Source organism: Microbacterium sp. Root61 (assembly GCF_001427525.1).
GTDB lineage: Bacteria > Actinomycetota > Actinomycetes > Actinomycetales > Microbacteriaceae > Microbacterium.
In genome coordinates this window covers 2,676,106-2,701,261 of the sequence record NZ_LMGU01000001.1, presented here as the reverse complement: position 1 = coordinate 2,701,261, position 25,156 = coordinate 2,676,106, and the positions used below count along the sequence as shown (strand labels likewise).

The window sequence follows — 25,156 nt, the reverse complement described above, 5'->3', positions numbered from 1 at the left end:
ATCATGCGCAGCATCCGCAGTTCTCCCTCTCGCACGGTGCGCCCTCATCGACCGCGACCACGGCATCCAGTAACTGGCGCAGCCCCAGCGCGAGGTGCGGATCGGAGATCTCGTAGCGGGTGCGGCGGCCCTCCGGCGTCGCGACGATCAAGCCGCAGCCGCGCAGGCACGCGAGATGGTTCGAGACGTTGGTCCGCGTCAGCTCCAGGTCCCGCGCGAGTTCGGCCGGGTAGCCCGGCTGCTCGAGCAGGACGAGCAGAATGCGCGATCGGGTCGGATCCGCCATCGCTCGCCCCAACCGGTTCATCACATCGAGTCGTGAGGCAAGAGTCAGCACACGCTGACTATACAGCGATCAGTGACCTATCTGTCTCCATGCCACATGCCTGCGTTGTGCGGGTAGCGCCCGCGACGCCGTCACTGCACGTCGGCGAAGAGCGCCATGACCGCAGGACCCATCTCCACCTGCGTCAACACGACCCGGAACGAACCATCCGGGTCGATGAACATGTCCGTACCGAGACCGCCCGACCACCCGAATCGACCGGCGTGCTCTCCCTCGGTCACCACGGCGACACCGAAGCCCCACCCGGTACCGTCCCAGAAGCCGGGGAAGAAGCTGTCGGGGGCCTTCGCCTCAGCCGGCACCTGGTCGGTGCGAAGCAGGTCCAACAGCTCGGACTCGACGATTGGCTTCCCCTCGTGCGTCCCCCCGCGTGCCAGCATCCCCGCGAAGGCCGCGTAGTCGGATGCCGTGGACACCAGTTCGGCATGGCTGAGGTCGAACGGCGCCGGTGCGACGTAGAAGCCGGCAGCCGCCGGCTCGATCTGCACCAGTTCTCCGCGCTCGTCATGGCGGAACGCGGCCGGGAGGCGATGCGCTTGCTCCCTCGGGACGGTGTACCCGGTGTCGACCATGCCGAGCGGAACGAACAGGTCCTGAGCGAGATAGTCGTCCAGCGACCCGCCGACCACACGGGAGAGGAGGATCCCGAGGATTCCGAAGGAGTGGTGGTAGCGCCATCCGGCGCCCGGCTGGAAGGCCAACGGCAGTGCGGCGAGCGCCTCGAGCCAGGCCCGCGCGCCCAGTTCGACGGGCTCCTGTCCGGCTTCCGTATGATTGGCGATCATCGCCTCCCGCAGCGGCGACGGGACGGTCGTCATGCCGTACCCGGACGTGTTGGTGAGTAGGTGACGCACCGTGATCGGCCCGGTCGCCGGCACGATGTCATCGAGGGGCGACTCCGGCGTCCGCAGCACCTCGCGGTCGGCCAGTTCCGGCAACCACGTTTCCACCGAGTCATCCAGACCCAGGCGACCGGCCTGAACCAGGCGAAGCGTCGCAACGGCGAGCACGGGCTTGGTCATGGACTGGATCCTGACGATCGCGTCGAGCGGCATGTCTCCCGCGCTGTCGAACTCGAGGCGTCCATCGGCGCTGCCGGTGACGGCCACGATGCCGGGAGCGGCTCCCCGCGTCACATGCCCGTCCAAGATCTGCGACAGCGCGCTCATCAGTCCTCGCTTCGGTCATCTCCACGCACGACGAGGAGTCGTGCCCTCACGCTGGAATCGTATCGTCGGGCAGCGTGAGAGCCTGGTGCCGTGACCTCACCCTCAGACAGGATGCTGATCGCCACCGATCTCGATGGCACGCTCGTCGCCAACGACAGCGCGACGGTTCCCCCCTACACGGCGGCGGTGCTTCGACGAATGGATGACGCGGGCATCCCGGTCGTGTTCGTGACGGCGCGCCCGCTGCGGTGGATGGACGCGTTCTGGCCGCACGTCGGTGAGCACGGACTGGCCGTCGTGTCGAACGGCGCCATCACCTTCGACGTGCACCGGCGCCGCATCCGCTCTCTCATCGGCATCGACGCGCCGACCGGTCTGGGGCTCACCGCCGACATCGCGGATGCCGTCCCCGGTGCATGGTTCGCCATCGAGTGCGCGGACGGAATGCGGTTGGACCCGGCGTACGTCGAGCAGTATCCGGTGCCGGCCGACACCCCGCGCGGCGTCCTGTCTGACATCTGGGATCAACCCGCCGTCAAGCTGCTGGTGCGCGCGCCGTCGACCGACGCCGATGACCTGCACGGCCGTGTCGTCGCCGCGGTCGGCGAGCGGGCGACCGTGACCTGGTCGGTGTCCGGCCTTGTGGAGATCAGCGCCCTCGGCGTCACGAAGGCAAGCGCCCTGGCGGCCCTGTGCGCGGAGGTCGGCGTCGCGGCCGACGAGGTATATGCCTTCGGAGACATGCCCAACGACATCCCCATGCTCTCCTGGGCAGGCACCGCGTACGCCGTCGCCAACGCGCACGACAGCGTGCGCGCAATCGCCGACCACATCGCCCCCGCGTGCACGGAGGAGGGCGTCGCCCAGGTGCTGGCTGAGTTGCTGGATCAGCGCGGCTGAACAGCCTCACCCCGGCGAGAGGTGATAGCCGTTCAGCTCCAGGAGGTGCGCCCGAAGCGCTCCCAGCGTTCAACGACGCGTGAGCCGCCGTCGGTGGGCTCGTAGACCGCGCGACCTTCGATGAAGACGCGCTGTACTCGTGAGTCGATGGCGAGCGGGTCGCCCGACCACACGACGATGTCGCCGTCGCGTCCGACCTCGAGCGCGCCCACGCGTTCCTGAAGGCGCAGGATGTCGGCGGGGTTCGTGGTGAGCGCCTCCAGGGCGGTCGTCGCAGGCAGTCCATCGCGCACGGCCAGGATCGCCTGCAGGCGGATCTGGTCGATCGGCACGACGGGGTGGTCCGTGGTGATGGCGACCTTGACGCCCGCCGCCGCGATGAGCGCGAGGTTGCCGATGGCGCGGTCGCGCAGCTCGACCTTCGAACGCGAGGTCAGCAGCGGCCCGAAGATCACCGGGATCTGCTTCTCGGCCAGCACGTCGGCGATCTTGTGCGCCTCGGTGCCGTGGTTGACGACGAGCGTGTAGCCGAACTCCTCAGCGAGGCGGATGGCGGTCGCGATGTCGTCGTGGCGGTGGCAGTGCTGGTCCCACAGCAGGTCGCCCGCGAGCACGGCGGCGAGCGTCTCCTTGCCGAGGTCGCGCTCGAACGGTTCGCCCTTCTCGGCGGCCGCATCGCGATTGGCGGCATACGCCTGGGCCGCGGCGAAGGCGTCACGGAGAACGGATGCCACACCCAGACGCGTCTGCGGCGTCTTGCCCTTGTCGCCCCAGACGCGTTTCGGGTTCTCGCCGAGCGCCGACTTGACCGACACGTCGGCGGCGAGGATCTGCTCGTCGACGGTGCGGCCGCCCCACGTCTTGATCGCCACCGTGCGGCCGCCGATCGGGTTGCCCGAGCCGGGCTTGATGACGGCCGTGGTGACACCGCCGCGGAGGGCGTCGCGGAACCCCTCCTCCTCGATGTCGATGCCGTCGAGCGCCCGGAACCGTGCGCCGTTCGGGTCGGTCATCTCGTTGGTGTCGTTGCCCGACCACCCCTCGCCCTCCTCGTGCACGCCGATGTGCCCGTGCGATTCGACGAACCCCGGGACCACCCAGCTGCCGGATGCCTCGACCACCTCGGCACCGTCCGGTACCGGCGTATCGGGTCCGCCGACGGCGGTGATGACCCCGTCGGTCACGATCACGGTGCCACCCTCGATCGGGTCAGAGCTGACAGGAACGACGTAGGCGCCGGTGACGGCGAGGATGCGAGCCATGCCCTCCAACCTACGCCGCGTGGTCGAGCCGCCGCCTGGGCTGCGGGTACTGCCGGTACCCCCGGCACCCACACCGCAACGTCGGAGATAACCACGACGTCGGATGAATCGCGGTCGCACGTTCCGACATGGTGCAGATCTCCGACGTTGTGGCGCGCCATCCCGTCACGCACCTGCTCCACGCACCTGCTCGCTGGATCAGCGCGTCGGAACCGCGGTCACCGTACCCGGCGACCGTGCGCGATGTCGATGAGCCGCGAAAGGACATCGCCCGACCGCAGGCCGTTGTGCTCGTGCTCGCTCGTGATCCACGGTGTCACTCCCGGGAGGAGCCCGGCGGTCTCCATCGAGAACTCGAGGGGGACGAACACGTCGTTCGCGTAGACGGCGGCTGCTCCCCGGGCACCGGATGCCGCGATGGCCGCGGCGTCGTACAAACGCGGCCATTCGAAGTCCGCCAGCGCCAGGGTCACGTCGCGCCAGGGCTGGAACCCCGGCACGGTGTCGAGCCACTCGAGACGCACGTGCTCCCCCGTGAGGAGGGTCGGATCGGCTGCGAAGTCGGCCGGCTCGACCCGGTCGGCGGACCACCGCGTCGCGTATCCGTCGGCGAAGCTCGACTCGTGGAACACGTAGTACAGCGGGTTGCGCGTACCGAACGGCATCGCCGCGGCGAAGTCATGGCGGAACGCGTTGGTGTGCGGCTCCAGCTCGAGCAGCGACCACAGCGTCTGCCAGCCGTCGTTCGTGCCGAGCAGCGACCCGAGCGAGCGGACGCGCGACACCGATACCACCTCGCCGCCGGGGAGCGTCAGCCCACCGGCGTCCGCAAGGTCGATGACTCGGCGGAGGGCATCCCGGTGCGCGGGGAAGCGCCGGTAGTACTTCGCCGACTCGGTGCGCATCTTGTCGTAGGTGAGGGAGTAGATGTCGTCGGGATGCCGCCCCACCGCACTGAGGCCGCCCGTGATGTAGACGTGCTCGAGGGACACGGCATCCGTCGACAGGTAGGCCAGAGTGGTGAACCCGCCGAAGGACTGCCCCAGCACGCTCCACGTGTCGGCGCCGAGGTGTGCGCGTACGGCCTCGCAGTCGCGCACGATCGCGTCGGCGCGCAGGTGGGTGATGTACTCGGCGAGCGCCGCGGTGCCGCGCTCGAGGTCGCCGTCGCCGACCGGCGTGGAGAGGCCCGTGCCGCGCTGGTCGAGCATGACGACGCGGTAGTGCTGCAGCGCGGCGTCGAGCCAGAAGGGTCCGGACGGCGAATGGAACGGGCGCGGGGCCTCGTGGCCGGGCCCGCCCTGCAGGAACACGAGGAACGGCAGGTTCTCGCCGCCCTCTCGGGTGACCACCGCGGCATGGATGTCGATCGTGCGGCCGTCCGCCGGATCGGACCACACGAGCGGAACCGTGAGGATGTGGTCGTGGACGGTCAGATCCTGCATACGGCGCGTCGTCACGGTCATGGTTCGAGCCTATGCGGCTGATCCGACGTCCGCCGCTCCTCATCGCAGGAGGTGCGTGCGACTAGACCCCGACGGCCATATCGGTGAAGCGCGAGAAGTGGCCCTGGAACGCGACCGTGATCGTGTCGGTCGGACCGTTACGGTGCTTGGCGACGATCAGGTCTGCCTCGCCGGCGCGCGGGCTGTCCTTCTCGTACGCGGCCTCGCGGTGCAGCAGCACGACCATGTCGGCGTCCTGCTCGATCGAGCCGGACTCACGCAGGTCGGACAGGGCCGGCTTCTTATCGGCTCGCTGCTCGGCGCCACGGTTCAGCTGCGACAGGGCGATGACCGGCACCTGCAGCTCCTTCGCGAGGAGCTTCAGTGCACGGGAGAACTCCGAGACCTCCTGCTGGCGCGACTCCACGCGCTTGCCGCTGGTCATCAGCTGGAGGTAGTCGATGACGACCATCTTGAGTCCGACGCGCTGCTTGAGGCGTCGGCACTTCGCGCGGATCTCGACCAGCGTCATGTTCGGGCTGTCGTCGATGTAGAGCGGTGCGTCGTTGATGCGACCGCGCGTCGAGGCGATCGTGGTCCAGTCGCGGGAGTCGAGCGTGCCCTTGCGCATGCTCTGCAGCGGCACGGCGCCCTCCGCGCTCATCAGACGCATCGCGATCTCGCTGCGGCCCATTTCGAGGGAGAAGAAGATCGTCGGGAAGTTGTGCTTGACGGCCGCGGTGCGGGCGAAGTCGAGCGCGAGTGTCGACTTACCCATGGCGGGTCGGGCGGCGATGATGATCATCTGACCGGGGTGCAGGCCGTTGGTGAGCTGGTCGAGCCCGGAGAAGCCGGTCGGGATGCCGGTCATCTGACCATCGCGGCCGCGGGCGGCCTCGATCTCGTCGATGGCGGCACTGACGGCCACCTCGAGCGGCACGTAGTCTTCGGTGGCCTCGGCGCCCGTGACCGAGTAGATCTCGGCCTGGGCGTTGTTCACGAGGTCGAGTGCCTCGCCCTGGCCGGAGTAGCCCATCTGCACGATGCGGGTCCCGGCCTCGACCAGTCGACGCAGCAGTGCGCGCTCCTGCACGATCGTCGCGTAGTACCCGGCGTTCGCCGCGGTCGGCACGATCGAGGTCAGGGTGTGCAGGTAGTCGGCACCGCCGGCGCGCTGCAGCTCGCCCGACTTGATCAGCTCATCGGTGACGGCCACGACGTCGGTGGGCTCGCCGTGCGAGTAGAGGGTGAGGACCGCTTCGTAGATCAGCTCGTGCTTGGGCACGTAGAAGTCGGCACCGCGCAGCGTCTCGATGACATCGGCGACGGCATCCTTCGACAGCAGCATGCCGCCCAGAGCGCTCTGCTCGGCCAGCAGGTCATGCGGCGGCGTCCGCTCAGGGGGACGAGAGCCGCCGAAGCGCTCCTCGGGGATGTCGACGATCGACATAGGCGATTGTCCTCCTGTCATCCCATCGGGTTGCAGCGTCCGCTGCGTGCGCGCGCGGACACGCGTCGGCAGGATTGCGGATGCCGCGGCATCCGTTCACCCGCCTCAGCAGATCACGCACCTCCGACATCGGCTCGAAAACCGGTCGTGACGCTGTCCTTCGATGGGCCGCACCCCACGCTAGAGAGCACCCTTCCCATCCGCAACTGGGCCTGTGGATAACTCTGTGGAGAGATTGCGGGAAACGCCGCCTGGCCTGTGTACAACCACTGTGGATAACATTCGCGGTTCGGGCGTGTCGAGACTTTTTTATCGCGCATGACCTGGGCTTTGTGTTTCCACACCCTGTGGAGGGGGATGTGGTTGAAGTCCGGCTTGAAGGTTGGAATGCGCTAGCCGGGTTGTGCACAGATCCGGACAGCCTCCGCTGCCGACGACCCCGGATTCCGCGCCCGATCGGCGCCTCGGGCGCGGAATCGTCGCAAAGGCACTGGACACGGCACCGGACGGCGCGATAGCGTCGGCATTCCAGGCACCCCCGGTCGCATTCCACTCGGAATGTGACGGCGTTTTTCGTCGTGGAGGTTGACGTGGTTCCGGCTCAGACAAGACCCCTTTCGCGGGTCACGATGCTCGCAGCAGCGGGCGTCTTCGTCGCGCTGGGATGGATCCTGCTCACGGCGGCGCTCGGTTGGGGTGCCTCTTTCGCACACGCAGACGACGACACGGACCGTGGCGGACTCCTCGGCGCCGTGACCGGCCTCGTCGACGACACGGTATCGGCCGTGACCGGCGTGGCCACCGGTGCCGTGCAGACGGCCACCACGGCCGTCGTCACCCCGGTCGTGCAGACCGTCACCACCGTCGTCCCGCCCGCCGCGCCGTTGGTCTCGACGGTCACCGACACCGTGCGGGCCGTCACCGCTCCGGTGCGACAGCTCGTGGACACCGGGGTCGTCTCGGACATCGTCGACCCGGTCGTCGCGGTCGTCGGAGCGGTGCCGGTCGTGGGCAAGCTCGTCACGACGCTGGGCGTCGACAACGCATTGACGGATGTCGCCGGCACCGTGGACGGCACCCTCTCCGGTGTGGTCGGAACGGTGGACGGCTCGGTCGGAACGATCGTGCCGCCCATCACCGGCATCCCGGGCGTCGTCGTGCCGGGAAGCCCCTCGGACGGCACCGTCACGGCGGGCGTCCCCACGGGGGTCGCGCTCGCCATCGGCAATGCGCCCACCTTCGTCGGTGGTGACGCCGGCGCGCCCGGTCACCGGCGCGATGCGTGGTGGCCGTCGACGGCCGGTGTGGCTGTGACCGCAGTTTCCGCCGCGACCCCACTCGGGGGAGCGGCGCACAGTTCTTCCTCGCCTCCCGGGCTCTGCGCCCCCTGGGGCGGGTCTTCCACGGGTTCCGGTGGCACGGGACCCGGCGCTGCCGCGCTGCTCGCCTTCGGGCCGTTCGTCGCACACCGTGCCTGGGTGCGTCGACGCGGCTGGACGGACGACGACGCGCCGACGGCGCCCACTCTCGCCACAGACGTCTCTCCCGACTGACGGATGCTCCGCCGCGCTCTCGCGCGGCAAGAGCTTCGGCGCGCACCCGCGCGCATCCATTCGTCATTGCAAGGGAGTATCACCATGCGTAGTTTCGTCATGCGCGCCCTCTTGGGCACGCTCTTGGCCGGGGGCATCACGCTGCTCGGCGCAACGGTCGCGAACGCGGCCGAGACTTCGGGGGATGATGGGCTGCTCTCCGGCACCCAGGCGCTCCTGAATGTTCAAGCCCCGCTCACCATCGTGGGCAACGCCCTCTCTGTACTCGGCGACTCGTCGTCGACGCAGGCTGTCGCTCCGGCGCCGGCGCCCGCAGCGGCTCCGGCCGCGACATCCACCTCCGGCGCCGACGGCGTCGGTTCGGGCACCCAGGCCGTGATCGGCATCAATCTGCCGGTGACGGTCAGCGGGCTCGCGGTCGCCGTACTCGGCGACTCGTCGTCCACCGGTGCGACGGCAGCACCGGCTGCCGCACCGGCCGCTGCTCCGGCACCGGCCCCGGTGACCACGTCCGGCGTGGACGGTCTCCTGTCCGGCACGCAGGCGCTGATCTCGGTCAACGTCCCGATCACCGTCACGGGCAACGCGATCTCCGTCCTCGGAGACAGCAGCTCGACCGGCGGAGCGACTCCTGCGGCACCCGCCGCCGGAACCTCGACGACGGCGGGACCATCCGGCACCACCACCGGCGAGGACAGCATCCTCGGCGGCACACAGGTGATCCCGAACGTCGTCGCCCCGATCACCGCGGTCGGCAACGCGATCTCGGTGGTCGGCGACAGCACGAGCACGGGTGCCACGGCGCCGGCAGCACCCGCTGCGGGCATGGCAGGACCGACAGGCAACACCACCGGCGAGGACGGCATCCTCGGGGGCACCCAGGTGCTCGGCAACATCGTCGCCCCGGTCACCGCGGTCGGCAACGCGATCTCCGTCGTCGGCGACAGCACGAGCACGGGTGCCACGGCGCCGGCCACCTCAGGCGGCACGGCGACACCGGGCGCGACGACGAGCGGTCTGGGCGGTCTCCTCGGCGGCACGCAGGTGTTGCTCGGCCTCACCGCCCCGATCACCGTCGGCGGCAATGCCGTCTCGGTCATCGGTGACAGCACGACCGAGACCCCGGGCATCGTGCCCACGGATCCCACCGACCCGGTCGACCCGACCGATCCCACAGACCCGGTCGACCCGACGACACCGACCGTGCCCGGCACCACGCCGGGCGGCACCACGGGCGTCGGGTCGGCCGCAGTGACGAGCTCCACCGAGCTCGCCGCGACAGGGGGGACGAGCGCACTCGCGGCGCTCCTCGCGGGCCTGGCGCTCGCGGGGGTCGGCGGCGCGCTCGTGTCGCGGCGCCGCACGGCGTGAGGTGAGGGGCGGGCCGGCAACGCCTGGATCGGTCCGCCCCCCATCCGCACGTGCGGAAACGACGGATGCCGCGACCCCGAAGGGTCGCGGCATCCGCTCTCGCGTGAAGCGAGTACTACTTGGCGGCGACCACCTGAAGGGTGATCACGGCGGTCACGTCGTCGCGCAGACGGATCGTGGCCTCGTGCTCGCCCACCAGCTTGATCGGCGTGGTGATGTGGATCTTGCGCTTGTCCAGGTCACCGAAACCGGCGGCCTTGACCGCGGCGGCGACGTGATCGGTCTTGACCGATCCGAACAGGCGACCCTCGGCGCCGGCCTTGACGGCAAGCTTGACCTTGTTGGTCTCGAGGGTGTTTTTGAGGGCAAGGGCCTCATCGTGGTCGTGGATCGCGCGCGCCTCGCGGGCTGCGCGAATCGACGCAACCTGCTTCTCGCCACCGCGGGTCCAGGCCACTGCGTAGCCCTGGGGGATGAGGTAGTTGCGGGCGTACCCGTTCTTGACCTCGATGACGTCACCGGCGCTACCGAGCCCAGCGACCTCGTTCGTGAGAATCAGCTTCGACATGAGGGCTCCTTAGCGGCCAGCGCCGGCGTAAGGCAGGAGCGCCATTTCGCGCGCGTTCTTGATCGCACGGGCGATCAGACGCTGCTCCTGCACCGAGACACCGGTGATACGACGGGCGCGGATCTTCCCACGCTCCGAGATGAACTTGCGAAGCGTGGGGACGTCCTTGTAGTCAATGACGCCAACACGGATCGCCTTCGCCGGGGCGGCGTTCTTGCCACCCTTGGCGCGGGGCTTGCGGCGGTCGCCGCTCGACTTTCCAGCCATGTTTTCTTCCTTGGGTATGTGCTCGGATGCCGCGGCTCAGCGCAAGCGCTCAGAATGCAGCATCCGAAATCTGTGAATCAGAACGGGGTGTCGTCGCCGTAAGCGCCCGGGGCGCTCCATGCGTCGGCGCCGCCGGCAGCAGCTGCCGGTGCGGCCGACCCGGGGGTCGACCACGGCTCGTCGGCAACCTGGCCACGGGGCTGTCCGCCGCCGCCACCGCTGGATGCCGCACGCGTGACCTGAGCCGTCGCGTACCGCAGCGAGGGACCGATCTCATCGACCTCGAGCTCGATGGAAGTGCGCTTTTCGCCTTCCTTCGTCTCGTAGGACCGCTGCTTCAGGCGACCGGTCGCGACGACACGGGAGCCCTTCGTCAGCGAGCCGGCGACGTGCTCCGCGAACTCGCGCCAGACCGACGCGCGGAGGAACAGCGCTTCGCCGTCCTTCCACTCGTTCGCCTGACGGTCGAAGTTGCGGGGCGTCGACGCGATCGTGAAGTTCGCGACGGGGAGTCCACCCTGCGTGTAGCGCAGCTCAGGATCAGCCGTGAGGTTTCCCACGACGGTGATGATCGTCTCGCCGGCCATGAGGGTTACGCGTCCAGCTTCGCAGCGGGCTTGGCGGGACGGGCAGCCTTGCGGGCGGCCTTCTCCTCGGAGCGCTTCTGCTCGGCGGCGACCTGCGCGATGGCCTCTTCTGCGCGAAGGACCTTGGTGCGCATGATCTGCTCGTTGAGCTTCAGCTGACGGTCGAGTTCCTGAGTGGCCTCGCTCGTAGCGGTGAAGTTGACGACGGCGTAGATGCCCTCGTTCTTCTTCTGGATCTCATACGCGAGACGGCGCTTGCCCCACACGTCGACCTTTTCGATCGAGCCACCATCGTTCGTGATGACTTTGAGGAACTTGTCGAGGCTCGGGGCCACAGTTCGCTCATCGATCTCAGGGTTCAGAATGACCATGAGTTCGTACTGGTGCGTCACTAACCCACCTCCTTCGGACTAGAACGGCTGCCGGGCATTTCCCGGGAGCAGGAGGGTGTGTGCACGTCATCCTGGACTTACGCGGGCTGGGCCGCCACCGGACAACCTTCATAGTGTAGCGGATGCCTGATCCGGGCCCCAATCCGCATGCTCCGGGATCGTCGGCGGGTAGCGTGGCGACATGGAGTGGACGGATGAGGTCGGGTACGGCGAATGGATCCGCGAGGGTCTCGACGATCCCTGGCGCGGCACGATGCACGACATGGTGCCGCGGGGGTTCCCTGCGTACATCCGCATCTTCCACCGCCCGCATGTCGCCTGGCTGCCGGATCGGCCGGTGCCCTCCGCAGAGGAGTGGGTGCGCATGCCGGAGCGCGACCGTCAACGACTCAGCGCCGGGATGCAGTACGCCCCGACCACATGGCGCGAAGCGGCGAGCGCGTTCGGCACCACGCTGCACGCCTCCGCGCAGTGGGGCCGCATCGTGCGCACGCCCATGGACGCCACCGGATGGCAGCAGACGATCGCACCTGACGGCCGACAGTACGACGCTCCGCCCGAGGGCAACCTCGATGGCGACCTCGTGGCGGCGGCCGCGCAGCACCTGGTCGCCCACACCTCGACACCGGATGACGGGTTCGTCGCGGTGTGGGAGGGATGGGGCGGACTCGTCGGCTTCTTCGGCGAGACGCCGTCGCGGACCTTCTTCCAGATCGGTACCGGTGGCGACACCGATACCGACGGCCCTGACGACGGCGCACGGCGCGCGGCGGAGGCCGCGATGTACGACCAGCACAACACGATGCTGGGTCGCAGCATCCATGACTCCTTCAATACAGTGCTCGGGCGCCCGACCTGGCAACCCGGCATCCTCTCGGACGAGATCTCGCGCGGTGAGCGCCTGCGGCTCCCGGGTCGCGACTACCTCCTGTTCCGCGGAGGGATCTCCGAATTGACGGACACCGACTGGATTCGCCAGGTTCCGTGGGCCGGCGGCGAGAGCGGGACCGAGGGGCTCGCCCCGGATGCCGAGTCACCCAACCTCATCTGGCCCGCCGACCGTGCGTGGGTGATGGTGTCCGAGATCGACTACGACTCGACGATCGTGGGCGGCAGCTCCGAGCTGATCCGCGCCCTGCAGGCCGACGAGCGCCTCGAGACCTCACCCGTTCGCGAGGGCACAGCCCTCACCTGGGACGCCGACGAGGTGAACCGTTGAGCGGGACCGTCTCCTCGTTCGATCCGACACCGCTGGTCGAGCCCGTGGATCGGGCTGCCGTGCAGGAGTACACGCGTCGCCTGCGGGCACAGGGCGGCCCCGGCTCCGCAGGCGGCCTCGTCACGGCCGCCGCCACCGTGTTCGCCGTGGTGCTGTTCCTCTTCGTCTTCATCTCGGTCGCGACCTCGGTGATCGGCACCACCAGCTTCGGCGCCAGCGGCACCGGGCCGCGGCTGACGACCTTCCTTCCGGTCGTCCTCATCGCGCTCGTCGTCGGATACCTCGGGTGGCGACTGCTCCGCTTCCGCGGGGGCGTGGGCGTCCGCCGGTACCGGCTCGACAGGTTCGCGCGCGCCAACGGCATGACCTATGTCCCGGTCCTGAATGATCCGTCCTTGCCGGGGATGATCTTCGGCCAGGGCGGCGGACGACAGGCTGTCGACCTGGTGCGCGGCACCAAGCCGCGCTTCGTCGAGTTCGGCAACTACCGGTACACGACCGGCTCGGGGAAGAACCGCACGACTCACCGCTGGGGGTACGTCGCCGTCAGGCTCGACGTCCCGCTGCCGCACATCGTGCTGGACGCCCTCAGCAACAACAGCCTCTTCGGCTCGAACCTGCCGATCCCGTTCGATCGCGATCAGCGTCTGAGCCTGGAAGGCGACTTCGACAAGAGCTTCGCGCTGTACTCGCCGCGCGGGTACGAAGGCGATGCCCTCTACCTCTTCACGCCCGACATCATGGCCCGCTTCATCGACAACGCCGCCGCGATGGACGTCGAAATCGTGGACGACTGGCTGTTCCTCTACGCCAAGCGCGACTTCTCCACGCTCGATCCGGCGACATGGGCCTGGTTGTTCTCGGTCGTGGGCGCGCTGCTGGACAAGCTCGCGCAGTGGGGCCGCTGGCGGGACGAGCGGCTCGAGACGGAGGCCGCAGCCCGCGCGCGGATCGGCCGCGCTGTCGGCCCGACGGATGCGGCAGGTCCGGCCGCGGCATCCGCTCTGCCCTTCTCCGCCCCGACCGCGTCGCTGCGACCGCCGCCCGGCGTCGCCGCCGAGGGTCGCAGGCTGCGTCGAGGGATGCCCGTGATCACCATCGTCATCACCGTGCTGTTCGTCGCCGTGTGGCTGTTCATCCAGCTCGGCGGCTTCACCCTGCTCTACCGCTGAGTCACCGAATCGGCTCCGCGCTCCCGCCGACCCAGCACTCCCAGCGCGACGCGATGAATCGGCACGACCAGGAACATCAGGAAGAGCGCGGAGTAGCTGATCACGGGCGACGCGACCGCGACCACCAGGCACACCAGGAACATCACCGGGATGATCACGTCCGCGAGGAGCCCGCGACGCAGCCGGTCGGGCGGGATGCTGTGCAACTCGGGGTGCGCGCGCAGATACAGCCGGGCGACCAGGAGCAACGTGCTGCTGAGTGCCATCGTGCCGATGTACAGCACCTCCTGGAGCGGATCGGTGTCCATCTGCCCTGTCATCGCGGTCGCGACCGGCAACCACACGATCGTGAGCATCCACGCGATCGTGATCCAGAGCAGACCGTTCGACACCAGGTCGACACGGGCGAACAGCCGGTGATGACTCACCCAGAAGTTCGCGATGATCACGAAGCTCAGCACGAAGACGATCAGGGCCGCCGAGTTCTCCTGCAGCCAGTCGAGTGTGGTCAGCTTCTGGGCGGCTGCATCGCTGATGGTGTCGAGCAGCGGCAGAATCAGCAGGGTCATGGCGATCGCGACGACGGCGTCGGTGAACGCCTTCACCCGCTCGGCCGAGGCCAGGCTTTCCAGCGTGGACGCCGCGTCGCCCGTCTCCGCAGCGCCGCCGCCCGCACCGTCGGTGCGCGCGGCGCGATCGTCGTGTTCTGACACCGCGCCTCCTCGCTCCCGCCTCGCCGTGACGCCATCCTCCCGCGCCGGACCGGTTCTCACCAGACCAGCGGGGTCGAGGTGCTACTGGCGCGTGCTGCGCCAGAGCTCCCGGCGAGCCGCCTGTTCGAGCGGGTCCGGCACCGGCAGCGACGCGATGAGGCGACGGGTGTACGGATCCTGCGGATTCCCCAGCACGCTCGCGGTAGTACCCTCTTCGGCGATCTCGCCCTTGTGCAGCACCACGATGCGGTGGGCGAGCATGTCGACCACGGCCAGATCGTGCGTGATGAACAGGGTCGCGAATCCGAAGCGCTCCTGAAGCTCGGCGAACAGCTCCAGCACGCGCGCCTGCACCGAGACGTCCAGCGCGCTGGTCGGCTCGTCCGCGATCAGCAGCTTCGGATCCAGGGCGATCGCTCGCGCCAGTGAGGCGCGCTGCCGCTGCCCGCCGGACAGCTCGTGCGGGAATCGGTCACCGAACGCACGGGGCAGTTGCACCGACTCGAGGAGGTCGTCGACCTTCGGGCGTGCCGCCGCGGCATCCTTGGCCCCGCCATGGACGATCAACGGCTCGGCGACGTTCTGCGCGATCGTCAGCAGCGGGTTGAAGCTGGTGGCGGGGTCCTGGAAGACGAAGCCGAGCTCTTTGCGGCGCTTGCGGAAGTCGCGTTCCTTCACCCCGAGCATCTCGGTGCCGAGCACCTGCAGCGATCCGCCCGCGACGGGCGTGAGTCCCGCGATGGCTCGACCGATGGTCGTCTTCCCCGATCCGCTCTCGCCGACCAGCCCGAGCACCTCGCCCGGGGCGATCGTGAAACTCACGCGGTCGACGGCGCGGAACGCGGAGCGTCCGAAGCGTCCGGCGTATTCGATGACGAGCTCGTCCGCCGCAACCACAGGCGCGACCGCGGTGGGCGATGCGGCGAGCTGCCGATCGGCGATGGTCAGGCGCGGGACGGCGGCGAGCAGCTTCTGCGTGTACTCGTGTTGCGGAGCCGAGAACAGCTCGGTCGCCGTCGCGGTCTCGACGATCTCGCCGTCCAGCATCACGGCGACCCGGTCGGCGAGGTCGGCGACGACGCCCATGTTGTGGGTGATCAGCACGATGGCGGTGTTGTCCTCATCGCGCAGCCTGCGCAGCAGGTCGAGGATCTCCGCCTGCACCGTGACATCGAGCGCGGTCGTCGGTTCGTCCGCGATGATCACGGTCGGCTCGAGGGCGAGCGCCGTCGCGATGACGATCCGCTGCTTCTGGCCGCCCGAGAACTGGTGCGGATAGTCGTCGACCCGTTTGTCCGGTTCTGGGATGCCGACGCGACGCAGCATCTCGATCGCACGCGTCCGCGCCTGCGACTTCGTGTACTTCCCGTGGGCGCGCAGACCTTCCGCAAGCTGCCAGCCCACCGTGAAGACCGGATTGAGGGCGGTTGAGGGCTCCTGGAAGATCATCGCGGCCTTCGTGCCGCGCACCCGGCGCAGCTCGTCCTTGCCGAGGCCCACGATGTCGGTGCCATCGAGGACGACGGTCCCCTCCAGCAGCGCCGTCTCGGGCAGCAGCCCCAGGATCGTGCGGGCGGTGACGGTCTTTCCGCTGCCGGACTCGCCGACGATCGCGAGCACTTCGCCGCGTCGAACGTCGAGTGTCACGCCGCGCACCGCGCGGACGTCACCGCCGTCCGTCGCGAACGTGACATCGAGGTCGCGGATGTCCACCGCGAGCTGCTCGGATGCTGCGGGCACGGCGGCCATCACTCCACCTCTCCCATGAATTCGCGTGATACCGGCTGGGTCGCGGCGACGGCGTCGGCGGGCGTCTGGCTCACGGCGCGACGACGGGCCCGCAAGCGGGGGTCGGCCAGGTCGTTCAGGCTCTCGCCGATGAGGGTGATCCCGAGGATCGTCAGCAGGATCGCCACACCCGGGGGAATCGCGGTCCACCAGATTCCGGCGGAGACGTCGCCGATCGAGGCCTTCAGGTCGTATCCCCACTCGGCGGCGGCCGTCGGCTCGATGCCGAACCCGAGGAAGCCGAGAGCGGCGAGCGTCGAGATGGCCTCCGACGCGTTCAGGGTGACGATGAGCGGCAGCGAGCGCGTCGCGTTGCGCAGCACATGGACGAACATGATGCGGGGCGTCGAGGCGCCGATCACCTTGGCGGACTCGACGAACGCCTCTGATTTGATCCGCACGACCTCAGAGCGCACGACCCGGAAGTACTGCGGGATGAAGACGACCGTGATCGAGATCGCGGCGGCCATGACGCCCGGCCAGAGGCCCGATTGCCCTCCGCTGATGGCGATGGCGACGACGATCGCCAGCAGCAGCGTCGGGAACGCGTAGATCGCGTCGGCGATGACCACGAGCACGCGGTCGACCCATCCGCTCAGGTAGCCCGAGACGAGACCGATGAGGATGCCGATGAACACGGACGCGATGAGGGCGACGACGATGACCAGCAGTGCCGTCTGGGCGCCCCAGATCGCTCGCGAGAGCACGTCGTACCCGCCGACGGTCGTGCCGAGCCAGTGCTCGGCGCTGGGCGGCTGCTGGGCACCGAAGTTGCCGTCCGGCCCCCGCAGCTGGTTGTAGCGGTACGGCGCGATCCACGGGGCGAAGACTGCGAGCACGAGGAAGATCGCCGCGAGGACGAGACCGGCCACGAGCATCCCGCGCTGCAGGCCGACGCTTTGGCGAAGCTGATGGACGACGGGGAGACGATCGCGCAGACGACGCTTCGCCATGTCAGTACCTCACCCTCGGGTCGAGGAACGCGGCTATGACGTCGACGAAGAAGTTGGTCAGCGCCACGATGATGGCGATCAGCGCCACGATGCCCTGCACGGCGACGAAGTCGCGCGAGGCGAGGTACTTCGTGAGCTGGAAGCCGAGCCCCTGCCATTCGAAGGTCGTCTCCGTCAGCACCGCGCCGCCGAGCAGGAGCGCGACCTGGAGGCCGATGACGGTGACGATCGGGATGAGCGCCGGCTTGTACGCGTGCTTGCGCACGAGGCGGTATTCGCTGATGCCGCGGGAGCGAGCGGCGTCGATGTACGGCATGTTGTGCGTGCCGATGACGTTCGTCCGGACGAGCCGGAGGAAGATGCCCGCCGTCACCAGACCCAGCGTCATCGCGGGGAGCACGGCGTGCAGGAGAACGTCCTGCACGTACGCCGGGTTGCCGGATGCGATGGCATCGATGAGGTAGAGACCCGTTCCGCCGTCCCGATTGAGGGCGATCTCCGTGCGGACGCTCGCGCGGCCGCTGACCGGGAACCAGCCGAGCCAGACCGAGAACACGAGCTTGGCGACGAGGCCGGCGAAGAACACCGGGGTCGCGTAGAAGAGGATGGCGCCGACACGCAGTCCGGCATCCGCGGGGCGATCCCGCTTCGCTGCGGCGACCATGCCGAGCGGAAGCCCCACGATGAGTGCGACGAGCATCGCGTAGATGACGAGCTCGAGCGTCGCCGTCCCGTAGTTGATGAGGACCTCGGTGACGGGCCGGTTGTCGGTGAGGCTGGTGCCGAAGTTGCCGGTGAAGATCTGGCCCAGGTACTCGATGTACTGCACGAACACGGGCCGGTCATAGCCCGCCTCGTGGATGCGCTCCTGCAGCTGATCCGCGGGCAGGCGTCCTCCGAGGGCCGCCGTGATCGGATCGCCGGTCAGGCGGATCAGGAAGAACACCAGCGTGACGAGGATGAACACCGTCGGAATGATGAGCAGGAACCGCACCAACAGGTACCTGCCCAGCGTTCCCCCGCTGGAGGGGCGGCGGCGTGCCAGCATCGGTGGTGGCTGTTCGACGGACGCGACTTCGCTGGACGTCATGGGTGGGGCCTAACTGTGGGGTGCTCGGTGCCCGGAAGCGCGGATGCCGATGGGACGGCCCGACATGCAGGCCGCCCCATCGAGCTCATTCGCTACTTCTCAAGGGGAGCGAAGCGGAACTTGAACGACGCGTCGAGGATGACCCCGTCGACGTCGGTCCCGCTCACCGCAACCTGTGCACCCTGCAGCAGCGGCACGGTCGAGAGCAGCTCGGCCACGCGTGCCTGGATGTCCTCGATCTCCTGCGTGCGCTTCGCCGGGTCGGTCTCCACGGCCTGCTGGAGGATGAGATCCTCCGTCTGCTGGTCGCTGAAGTGGTTGCCCAGGAAGTTCTTCGTCAGGAAGAACGGGGTCAGGTAGTTGTCGGCGTCCGAGTAGTCCGGGAACCAGCCGAGCTGGTACGCCGGGTAGACGTCCGAGGTGCGATCCTTGGCGTACTGCACCCACTCGGTCGACTTCAGGTCGACCTCGAAGAGGCCGTCTGCTTCGAGCTGCGACTTCACCAGGGCGTACTCATCACCCGAGGAGGGGCCGTAGTGGTCCGGGCTGTACTGCAGGCTCAGCTTGACCGGCGTCGTGACGCCCGCGGCCTCGAGGGTCGCCTTGGCCTTGTCTGCGTCCGGGCCGCCGTCGCCGTCGCCGTACAGACCCTTGAGCGCGTCGGTGGCACCGGCGAAGCCCTCGGGAACGTAGGAGTACAGCGGGGTGTAGGTGCCCTTGTAGACCTGGTCGGCGATCTCCGCGCGGTCGACGAGGTCGGCCACGGCCTGACGGACGGCGAGCGCCTTGGCGGCGTCGGCCTCAGGGGTGGTGGCGCCGTACGGCTGCGTGTCGAAGTTGAACACGATGTAGCGGATCTCGCCGCCGGGGCCGTCGGTGACGGCGACCTTGTCGTTGGTGCGCAGGTCGGCGACGTCCGTGGCCGACAGGCTGCGGTACGCGACGTCGACATCGCCTTCCTGAACCGCGAGCTTGAGGTTCGAGGACTCGGCGAAGTAGCTCAGGATCACACCGCTGTTGACGGGGGCATCCAGCAGGCCGCTGTAGTTCTCGTTCGGGACGAACTCGACGGCCTTGTTGAAGTCCCACGACGTGATCGCGTACGGGCCGCCGAACGCGTTGGCGTCGACGATGTCCTGGTCGGCGGTGAGCGCCGTGGCGTCGAACACCTCGTCGTCGACGATGGCGCCGGGGAAGCTGGTCAGGATGAACGGGAACACCTGGTCGTTGGCCGTCTTCAGCGTGAAGACCACGGTGGTGTCATCCGGCGTCGCGACCGAATCGAGGTTGTACAGCAGGCTGGAGGCGCCGTTCGGGTCGGCGATCGCGATGTTGCGGTCGAACGAGAACTTGACGTCCGCAGAGGTCAGGTCGTTGCCGTTGGCCCACTTGAGGCCTGCGGGGAGCTTGACCGTGTACTCGGTCGGCGAGGTGAACTCGGCCGACTCGGCGAGGTCGGGAACGACCTCGTTGCTGTTGTAGTCGGTGTTGACCAGGTACGGGAAGACCTGGGTCTGAACGGCGAGCGAGCCGTTGTCGTACGAACCGGCCGGGTCGAGCGTGGTGACCTTGTCGGTCGTGCCGACGACGATCGGGTCGCCCGAGGCGTCTCCGCCGCCGGATTCCGTGCCCCCGCCGCCGCCGGAGCAGCTGGCCAGAAGGAGGGCCGAAACCCCGATGGCGCCGATGGCGAGACCGAGACGGCCACGCCGATTGTGGTGCAGTGACATAGTGCTTCCTCCGCTGTATGGAGCCGGTTGCGTCTCAGTCGCGCAACTCTGTCGGCAATCCTTATCCCGGCACCCTCTCGCGCCAAGCATCTTCGCGATTCGTAATGAGACCGAAACTCACGCGCGATGGGTCTGGGTGCCTGCAACGGGGTCCGTCGAAGCCTCGCCCGCGGACCCGAGGCCCTGCAGGACCGTGCTCACACCCTCCAGAGCGGATGCCGCGGCGATCTCCGCGGCCAGCACTCCGGCCCGCGCGCGGAAGGAGTCCTCACGCAGCACACGGTCGGTCGCGGCCGCGACCTGCGCTGCAGTGGGACGGTTGGTGCGCAGGTTCAGCCCCGTGCCGCTCCATCCCACGCGGGCCGAGACCTCGACCTTGTCCTCGGTCTGACCGGCGACCACGAGGGGCACACCGTGGGCGAGCGCCTGCTGCACCCCGCCGTACCCGCCGTTCGTGACCATCACATCGACGAGCGGCAGGAGCTGGTCGTACGGGAGGTAGTCCGCGACGCGGACGTTGTCGGGGAGGCCTTCGGCCGGCTCCGGCAGGGCGCGGCCGCCAGTGGCGACCACAACGAGCACATCGCGGTCGGCCAGGCCGCGGATCGTCGGCAGCACGAGCTGCTCGAAGTCGGTGTTGGCGATCGTTCCCTGGGTCACATGGACGACGGGTCGATCGGCCTCCAGGTCGGCCCACCAGGCGGGGCGTCGCGCGGTGCTCGCGCCGGGACGCAGCGGCCCGACGAAGTGCACGGTGGCGGGAAGGGTGGGGCGCGGATACTCGAAGCCGGCGACGGTGAACTGGATCACGGCATCCGCTGCGCTGTGCCAGTCCAGGAAGAACCGGCCCAGCGGCTGCCCGAGTTCGCGGCGACTGAGCGCGTCGGCTTCGCGCTGGATCGGGCCGAAGATGACCTTCACGGCCACCGTCGACAGCAGCGAATTGCGGAGCCGGCCGATCGGTCCGGGCAGCGGCGCGATCCCCAGCCCGAACGGGGCGACATCGGGATCGGCGATGCCGAGCGGGAAGATGCCCAGCACCACCACAGGCGGGCGCTCGGCACGCGGCATCCGATTCAGCAGCGCGGCACCGATGAACAGCGGCTCGGTGAGCACGGCATCCACCGGCCACGCCGCTAGTTCGGCGCGCACCGCCGCGAACTGCGCGGAGGCAGGACGCAGGAAGAGGTTGAGCATATCGAACCGCAGCGCCGCCGGCCCGCGCAGGCCGACGCGGGCGGGGAACGCGGCATCCGCGTCGTCGAGGTCGACGTCCGCCTCCGCGGGCAGCGCGACGAAGGTCGCGCCGCTGGCCCGGACACTGTCTGCGTAGCGACGGGAGGTCAGGAACCGCACCTCGTCCCCCTGGTCGACGAGGTGGCGGGCGATCTGGAGCAGCGGCATGATGTGCCCATGCGCCGGGGTGCTGGTGATGAGATACGTCGACATACGGTGTTCCTTCATCTGGGTTGATCGTACCGTGAGAGTATTCACCACACCAGAAGGCTAGTCAATAGGCGGAGCGCGCGGTCGAGTCCGCGTCCTCGGGGAGGAGGGCGCAGAGCCAGCCGGTGATACCTGCGTCGCCGACGACGTTCTCGCACAACTACCGCGGGCCCAGGCCGAAGAAGTCCAACTCCGCGTCATCGAGCATGCGGGAGCGGATGAGGAAGCGGTTGCCCGTCGGGCCCTCGACCGAGAAGCCGGCACCACGGCCGGGGACGACGTCGATCGTGAGGTGGGTGTACTTCCAGTACTCGAACTGCGCCGCCGAGATATAGACCTCGATCGGGTCCAACCCGATCGCAGTCAAGGTGCCGAGGTGCACGTCGCCGGGTCCGGTGAGGAACATCCCGACGGGGAAGCACATCGGCGCACTGCCGTCGCAACAGCCGCCCGACTGGTGGAACATCAGGGGTCCGTGGACGAGCGTGAGGTCCCGCAGGAGGGATGCCGCGGCATCCGTCAGTTCCACGCGGCGATGGGTCTGCGTGTGTTCCATACGTACTCCTCGGGCGCTCGAATGACCGCGAGACTGCACCGGGCGGTCGAGACTGCGGGTAGTGCCCGCAGTCTCGATGCCCCTGTGCAGTCTCGCGATCGGGGGGGGTGGGGTGGGACAGGTCGGGATCAGAAGAAGCCCATGGCTCCGTCGGCATACGACACGAGCAGGTTCTTCGTCTGCTGGTAGTGATCGAGCATCTTGAGGTGGTTCTCGCGCCCGATACCGGACTGCTTGTATCCGCCGAACGCCGCATGGGCGGGGTACTGGTGGTAGGTGTTCGTCCAGACGCGCCCCGCCTCGATGGCCCGTCCGGCGCGGTATGCGATGTCGCCCGAACGGCTCCAGACGCCGGCTCCCAAACCGTAGAGCGTGTCGTTGGCGATGGAAATGCCGTCGGCGAAGTCGTCGAAGGAGGTCACCGAGACGACCGGACCGAAAATCTCCTCCTGGAAGATCCGCATGTCGTTGGTGCCCTCGAACACCGTGGGGGCGACGTAGTACCCACCACTCAGATCTCCGCCGAGGTCGACCCGCTCGCCGCCCGCGAGCAGTCTTGCCCCGCCCTGCTTGCCGATGTCGATGTAGCTGAGGATCTTCTCCAGCTGGTCGTTCGAGGCCTGTGCACCGATCATCGTCGCCGGATCGAGCGGATTGCCCTGCACGATCTTCGCCACGCGGTCGAGGCCGTCACCGAGGAAGCGGTCATAGATGGACCGCTGGATGAGCGCCCGCGACGGGCAGGTGCACACCTCGCCCTGGTTCAGCGCGAAGAACGTGAAGCCCTCGAGCGCCTTGTCGTAATAGCTGTCTTCGGTGTCGCGGGCGACATCCTCGAAGAAGACGTTGGCGCTCTTGCCGCCGAGTTCCAGAGTCACCGGGATCAGGTTCTGCGACGCGTACTGCATGATCAGGCGCCCGGTGGTGGTCTCGCCGGTGAAGGCGACCTTGCGGATGCGCTTGTGCTGCGCCAGCGGCGCCCCCGCCTCGATGCCGAAGCCGTTGACGATGTTCACGACGCCGGCAGGGAGCAGGTCGCCGATGATGTCGAAGAGGAAGAGGAGGGATGCCGGCGTCTGCTCGGCCGGCTTGATCACGACGCAGTTGCCGGCGGCGAGCGCCGGGGCGAGCTTCCAGGTGGCCATCAGGATGGGGAAGTTCCACGGGATGATCTGCCCCACCACGCCGAGCGGCTCGTGGAAGTGGTAGGCCACCGTGTCTTCGTCCAGCTGGCTGAGCGAGCCTTCCTGCGCGCGCAGAACCCCGGCGAAGTAGCGGAAGTGGTCGACGGCGAGCGGGATGTCGGCGGCCAGGGTTTCGCGGACCGGCTTGCCGTTCTCCCACGTCTCGGCGACGGCGATGCGCTCGAGGTTCTGCTCGATGCGGTCGGCGATCTTGTTGAGGATGTTGGCCCGCTCGGCCGGGGTGGTCTTGCCCCAGCTCGCGAACGCCTTCCACGCGACATCCACCGCGCGGTCGATGTCTTCGACGGTGCCGCGGCCGACCTCGCAGAACGGCTTGCCGTTGACCGGACTGATGTTCTCGAAGTACTGGCCCTTCACCGGCTCGACGAACTCGCCGCCGATGTAGTGGCCGTAGCGCGAGCGGTAGTCGGCGACGGCGCCGCGGGTGTTGGGGGCGGCGTACACGCTCGAGACGCCCTCTTCGACGATGGTCATGATGTCTCCTTCGACAGGTCATGCGGTGCGACGGGTGAGGCCGCCTCGGATGCCCCGACGCTAGGCCGCGCAACGTTGCATTCCGTTGCGCCCGTGTCCTCGTGGAGTCGCATCCGGGGGGAGTGGGGAAGGTGTACCCCGCTCTGCGGGGGCTATTCCTGTTCGAGCCGCTCGATACGGGCCACGAGTCCGGCGCGGCGCGGCGAGCGCGCCGGAAGCGCCTGCAGGCACAGCCGGAGCAGCTCGCCGTCTTCTGCACCGTCAGCCGTGTCGGCGAAGGCGAGGAGCACATCGATCCTCGCCTCGGCCATGAGGGCCTCGCGCAGCGCGATACGCACCTCCTCACGCAGCTGCTCGACGCCGGGAGAGACTGATTCGGGCAGCACGGGACCGCGGTACGCGGCGAGTGCGACCCGATGCGCGCCGCGATCCAGCAGTGAGAGCACATGCTGTGCGTCCGTCTCCAGCGCGGCCGCGAGCCGGTACGGCCGAGACTCCGGCACGACTCCGGGTGCATGGGATGCCAGCACCCGGCGCAGTCGAACGATTTCCGGCCGCAGGGTGTCGACCGCATCGGGTCCGCCGTAGACCAGTTCACCGAGACGCTCGGCCGACAGTCCCTGTCGATGGACCGCGAGCATGAGGAGGATCTCCGCGTGTCGGGCGGTGAGTTCCACCACCGTTTCCACGCCCTCGGAGGCCGTCTCCAGCAGGGCCCGGTCTCGACCGAGCACTCGCAGCGTCGTGCGCGTCGCCTCCCGTGGGCGGGCGGTGCGCCGCCGAGGCGGTGACGGTTCGGCGCGGGCCCGCAGCCGCGCGACCAGGAGTTCACCCTCCATCGCCCGGGCCGCGGCATCCACCAGCAGCTGAGCCTGCGGCGTCACGGCCTCGACGCCGCCGGTCACATCGATCACGCCGAGGATCCGACGGGTCTCGGGATCGTGCACCGGCGCCGCCGTGCACGACCACGGCTGCACGAGACGGTTGAAGTGCTCCGCGCCGTGGATCTGCACCGAGCGACCGAGGGTGAGGGCGGTGCCGGGTGCCGCGGTGCCGACCGCGCCTTCCGACCAGTTCGCGCCCTCGACGAAGCCGAGGTCTGCCGTCAGGGCACGCACGCCATGGTCGCCCTCGACCCACAGCAGGCGTCCGGCCGCGTCGCCGACGGCGACCACGACTCCCGACTCCCGCGCGTCGCCGGGAAGCAGCAGTCCCCTGATCATGTCCATGACCGAGGCGAGCGGGTGCGCGCGACGGTACTCCTCGAGTTCTGCTGCAGCGAGGTCCAGGGGCGGCGCGGTGTCAGCGCCGACCAGGCCGGCCCTGGACCTGCGCCACGAGTCGCGGATCAGGGGCCTGACGTCCCCCAGCCGCTGGTCGGCGTGGTTGCCCCCCACGAACTCCTCGTGCGCGCGCTCGATCAGCAGCCGTGAGGTCTCGGGAGACACGTCGCGGCGCTGCGACCAGGGCGAGGACACTCGTTCTCCGATCGGGTCGAAG

At 68.7% G+C, this 25,156-nt stretch carries 23 protein-coding genes; 5 read left to right on the top strand and 18 right to left on the bottom strand.

Annotated features, from left to right (window positions below; translation table 11 throughout):
* Position 1: 1 nt before the first annotated feature.
* Positions 2-337 carry a Cd(II)/Pb(II)-sensing metalloregulatory transcriptional regulator CmtR gene (cmtR, locus tag ASD65_RS12790; RefSeq protein ID WP_056223227.1) on the bottom strand — a complete coding sequence of 112 codons (336 nt, stop codon included), beginning with the start codon at positions 335-337 and terminating at the stop codon, positions 2-4.
* A gap of 80 nt (positions 338-417) precedes the next feature.
* Positions 418-1,515: a serine hydrolase domain-containing protein gene (locus ASD65_RS12785; protein WP_056223225.1), complete on the bottom strand. Its 1,098-nt coding sequence runs from the start codon at positions 1,513-1,515 to the stop codon at positions 418-420.
* Between the two features lie 90 nt (positions 1,516-1,605).
* Between ASD65_RS12785 and ASD65_RS12780 the strand changes: the two genes are divergently transcribed.
* Positions 1,606-2,415: an HAD family hydrolase gene (locus ASD65_RS12780; RefSeq protein WP_200948666.1), complete on the top strand. Its 810-nt coding sequence runs from the start codon at positions 1,606-1,608 to the stop codon at positions 2,413-2,415.
* Between the two features lie 32 nt (positions 2,416-2,447).
* Here ASD65_RS12780 and ASD65_RS12775 read toward each other — a convergent pair whose 3' ends face one another.
* From ASD65_RS12775 to dnaB, 3 genes are all read right to left on the bottom strand, one after another.
* Positions 2,448-3,677 (bottom strand): amidohydrolase, encoded by a 1,230-nt coding sequence (locus ASD65_RS12775; RefSeq protein WP_056223221.1) that lies wholly within the window; start codon positions 3,675-3,677, stop codon positions 2,448-2,450.
* A gap of 218 nt (positions 3,678-3,895) precedes the next feature.
* The gene (locus ASD65_RS12770) at positions 3,896-5,143 is read right to left on the bottom strand and encodes an alpha/beta fold hydrolase (protein WP_056223219.1); all 1,248 of its coding nucleotides are present in this window, start codon (positions 5,141-5,143) and stop codon (positions 3,896-3,898) included.
* Between the two features lie 61 nt (positions 5,144-5,204).
* On the bottom strand, positions 5,205-6,572 hold the full coding sequence (dnaB, locus tag ASD65_RS12765; protein WP_056223217.1) for a replicative DNA helicase: 1,368 nt from the start codon (positions 6,570-6,572) through the stop codon (positions 5,205-5,207).
* 629 nt (positions 6,573-7,201) lie between these two features.
* Between dnaB and ASD65_RS12760 the strand changes: the two genes are divergently transcribed.
* Complete coding sequence (locus ASD65_RS12760) at positions 7,202-8,125, top strand: hypothetical protein (RefSeq protein ID WP_056223214.1); 924 nt, start codon at positions 7,202-7,204, stop codon at positions 8,123-8,125.
* A gap of 84 nt (positions 8,126-8,209) precedes the next feature.
* Complete coding sequence (locus ASD65_RS12755) at positions 8,210-9,496, top strand: LPXTG cell wall anchor domain-containing protein (RefSeq protein ID WP_082561744.1); 1,287 nt, start codon at positions 8,210-8,212, stop codon at positions 9,494-9,496.
* Positions 9,497-9,611: 115 nt separating this feature from the next.
* Here the strand turns inward: ASD65_RS12755 and rplI are convergent, their stop codons facing one another.
* The 4 genes from rplI to rpsF form a co-directional block, all read right to left on the bottom strand.
* Entirely contained in the window at positions 9,612-10,064 is a 453-nt protein-coding gene (gene rplI / locus ASD65_RS12750) for a 50S ribosomal protein L9 (protein ID WP_056223211.1), read from the bottom strand.
* A 9-nt stretch (positions 10,065-10,073) separates the two neighbouring features.
* On the bottom strand, positions 10,074-10,331 hold the full coding sequence (gene rpsR, locus ASD65_RS12745; RefSeq protein ID WP_056223209.1) for a 30S ribosomal protein S18: 258 nt from the start codon (positions 10,329-10,331) through the stop codon (positions 10,074-10,076).
* 77 nt (positions 10,332-10,408) lie between these two features.
* Positions 10,409-10,918, bottom strand: a complete 510-nt coding sequence (locus ASD65_RS12740; RefSeq protein WP_056223207.1) for a single-stranded DNA-binding protein — start codon at positions 10,916-10,918, stop codon at positions 10,409-10,411.
* Positions 10,919-10,923: 5 nt separating this feature from the next.
* Positions 10,924-11,310, bottom strand: coding sequence for a 30S ribosomal protein S6 (rpsF, locus tag ASD65_RS12735; RefSeq protein ID WP_056223205.1), 387 nt, complete (start codon positions 11,308-11,310; stop codon positions 10,924-10,926).
* Positions 11,311-11,491: 181 nt separating this feature from the next.
* Here rpsF and ASD65_RS12730 point away from each other — a divergent pair, with 181 nt between their 5' ends.
* A complete protein-coding gene (locus ASD65_RS12730; protein ID WP_056223203.1) occupies positions 11,492-12,529 on the top strand; it encodes a hypothetical protein in 1,038 nt (345 codons plus the stop codon).
* The gene (locus ASD65_RS12725; RefSeq protein WP_056223201.1) at positions 12,526-13,701 is read left to right on the top strand and encodes a hypothetical protein; all 1,176 of its coding nucleotides are present in this window, start codon (positions 12,526-12,528) and stop codon (positions 13,699-13,701) included. The genes ASD65_RS12730 and ASD65_RS12725 overlap by 4 nt, the downstream gene beginning before the upstream one ends.
* Here the strand turns inward: ASD65_RS12725 and ASD65_RS12720 are convergent.
* The 9 genes from ASD65_RS12720 to ASD65_RS12680 form a co-directional block, all read right to left on the bottom strand.
* Positions 13,692-14,414 carry a TMEM175 family protein gene (locus ASD65_RS12720; RefSeq protein WP_235566697.1) on the bottom strand — a complete coding sequence of 241 codons (723 nt, stop codon included), beginning with the start codon at positions 14,412-14,414 and terminating at the stop codon, positions 13,692-13,694. The genes ASD65_RS12725 and ASD65_RS12720 overlap by 10 nt on opposite strands.
* Positions 14,415-14,495: 81 nt before the next feature.
* The gene (locus ASD65_RS12715; RefSeq protein ID WP_056223199.1) at positions 14,496-16,163 is read right to left on the bottom strand and encodes an ABC transporter ATP-binding protein; all 1,668 of its coding nucleotides are present in this window, start codon (positions 16,161-16,163) and stop codon (positions 14,496-14,498) included.
* Entirely contained in the window at positions 16,163-17,155 is a 993-nt protein-coding gene (locus tag ASD65_RS12710) for an ABC transporter permease (protein ID WP_056223197.1), read from the bottom strand. Before ASD65_RS12710 ends, ASD65_RS12715 begins: the two co-directional genes overlap by 1 nt.
* Before the next feature lies 1 nt (position 17,156).
* A complete protein-coding gene (locus ASD65_RS12705; protein ID WP_056223195.1) occupies positions 17,157-18,245 on the bottom strand; it encodes an ABC transporter permease in 1,089 nt (362 codons plus the stop codon).
* 92 nt (positions 18,246-18,337) lie between these two features.
* Positions 18,338-19,975 (bottom strand): ABC transporter substrate-binding protein, encoded by a 1,638-nt coding sequence (locus ASD65_RS12700; protein ID WP_056223193.1) that lies wholly within the window; start codon positions 19,973-19,975, stop codon positions 18,338-18,340.
* Between the two features lie 117 nt (positions 19,976-20,092).
* A complete protein-coding gene (locus tag ASD65_RS12695; RefSeq protein WP_056223190.1) occupies positions 20,093-21,424 on the bottom strand; it encodes a glycosyltransferase in 1,332 nt (443 codons plus the stop codon).
* 157 nt (positions 21,425-21,581) lie between these two features.
* The gene (locus tag ASD65_RS12690) at positions 21,582-21,977 is read right to left on the bottom strand and encodes a DUF779 domain-containing protein (protein ID WP_056223188.1); all 396 of its coding nucleotides are present in this window, start codon (positions 21,975-21,977) and stop codon (positions 21,582-21,584) included.
* Positions 21,978-22,105: 128 nt separating this feature from the next.
* The gene (exaC, locus tag ASD65_RS12685) at positions 22,106-23,656 is read right to left on the bottom strand and encodes an acetaldehyde dehydrogenase ExaC (protein ID WP_056223186.1); all 1,551 of its coding nucleotides are present in this window, start codon (positions 23,654-23,656) and stop codon (positions 22,106-22,108) included.
* Between the two features lie 152 nt (positions 23,657-23,808).
* Complete coding sequence (locus ASD65_RS12680) at positions 23,809-25,134, bottom strand: GAF domain-containing protein (protein WP_056223184.1); 1,326 nt, start codon at positions 25,132-25,134, stop codon at positions 23,809-23,811.
* Positions 25,135-25,156 lie beyond the last annotated feature (22 nt).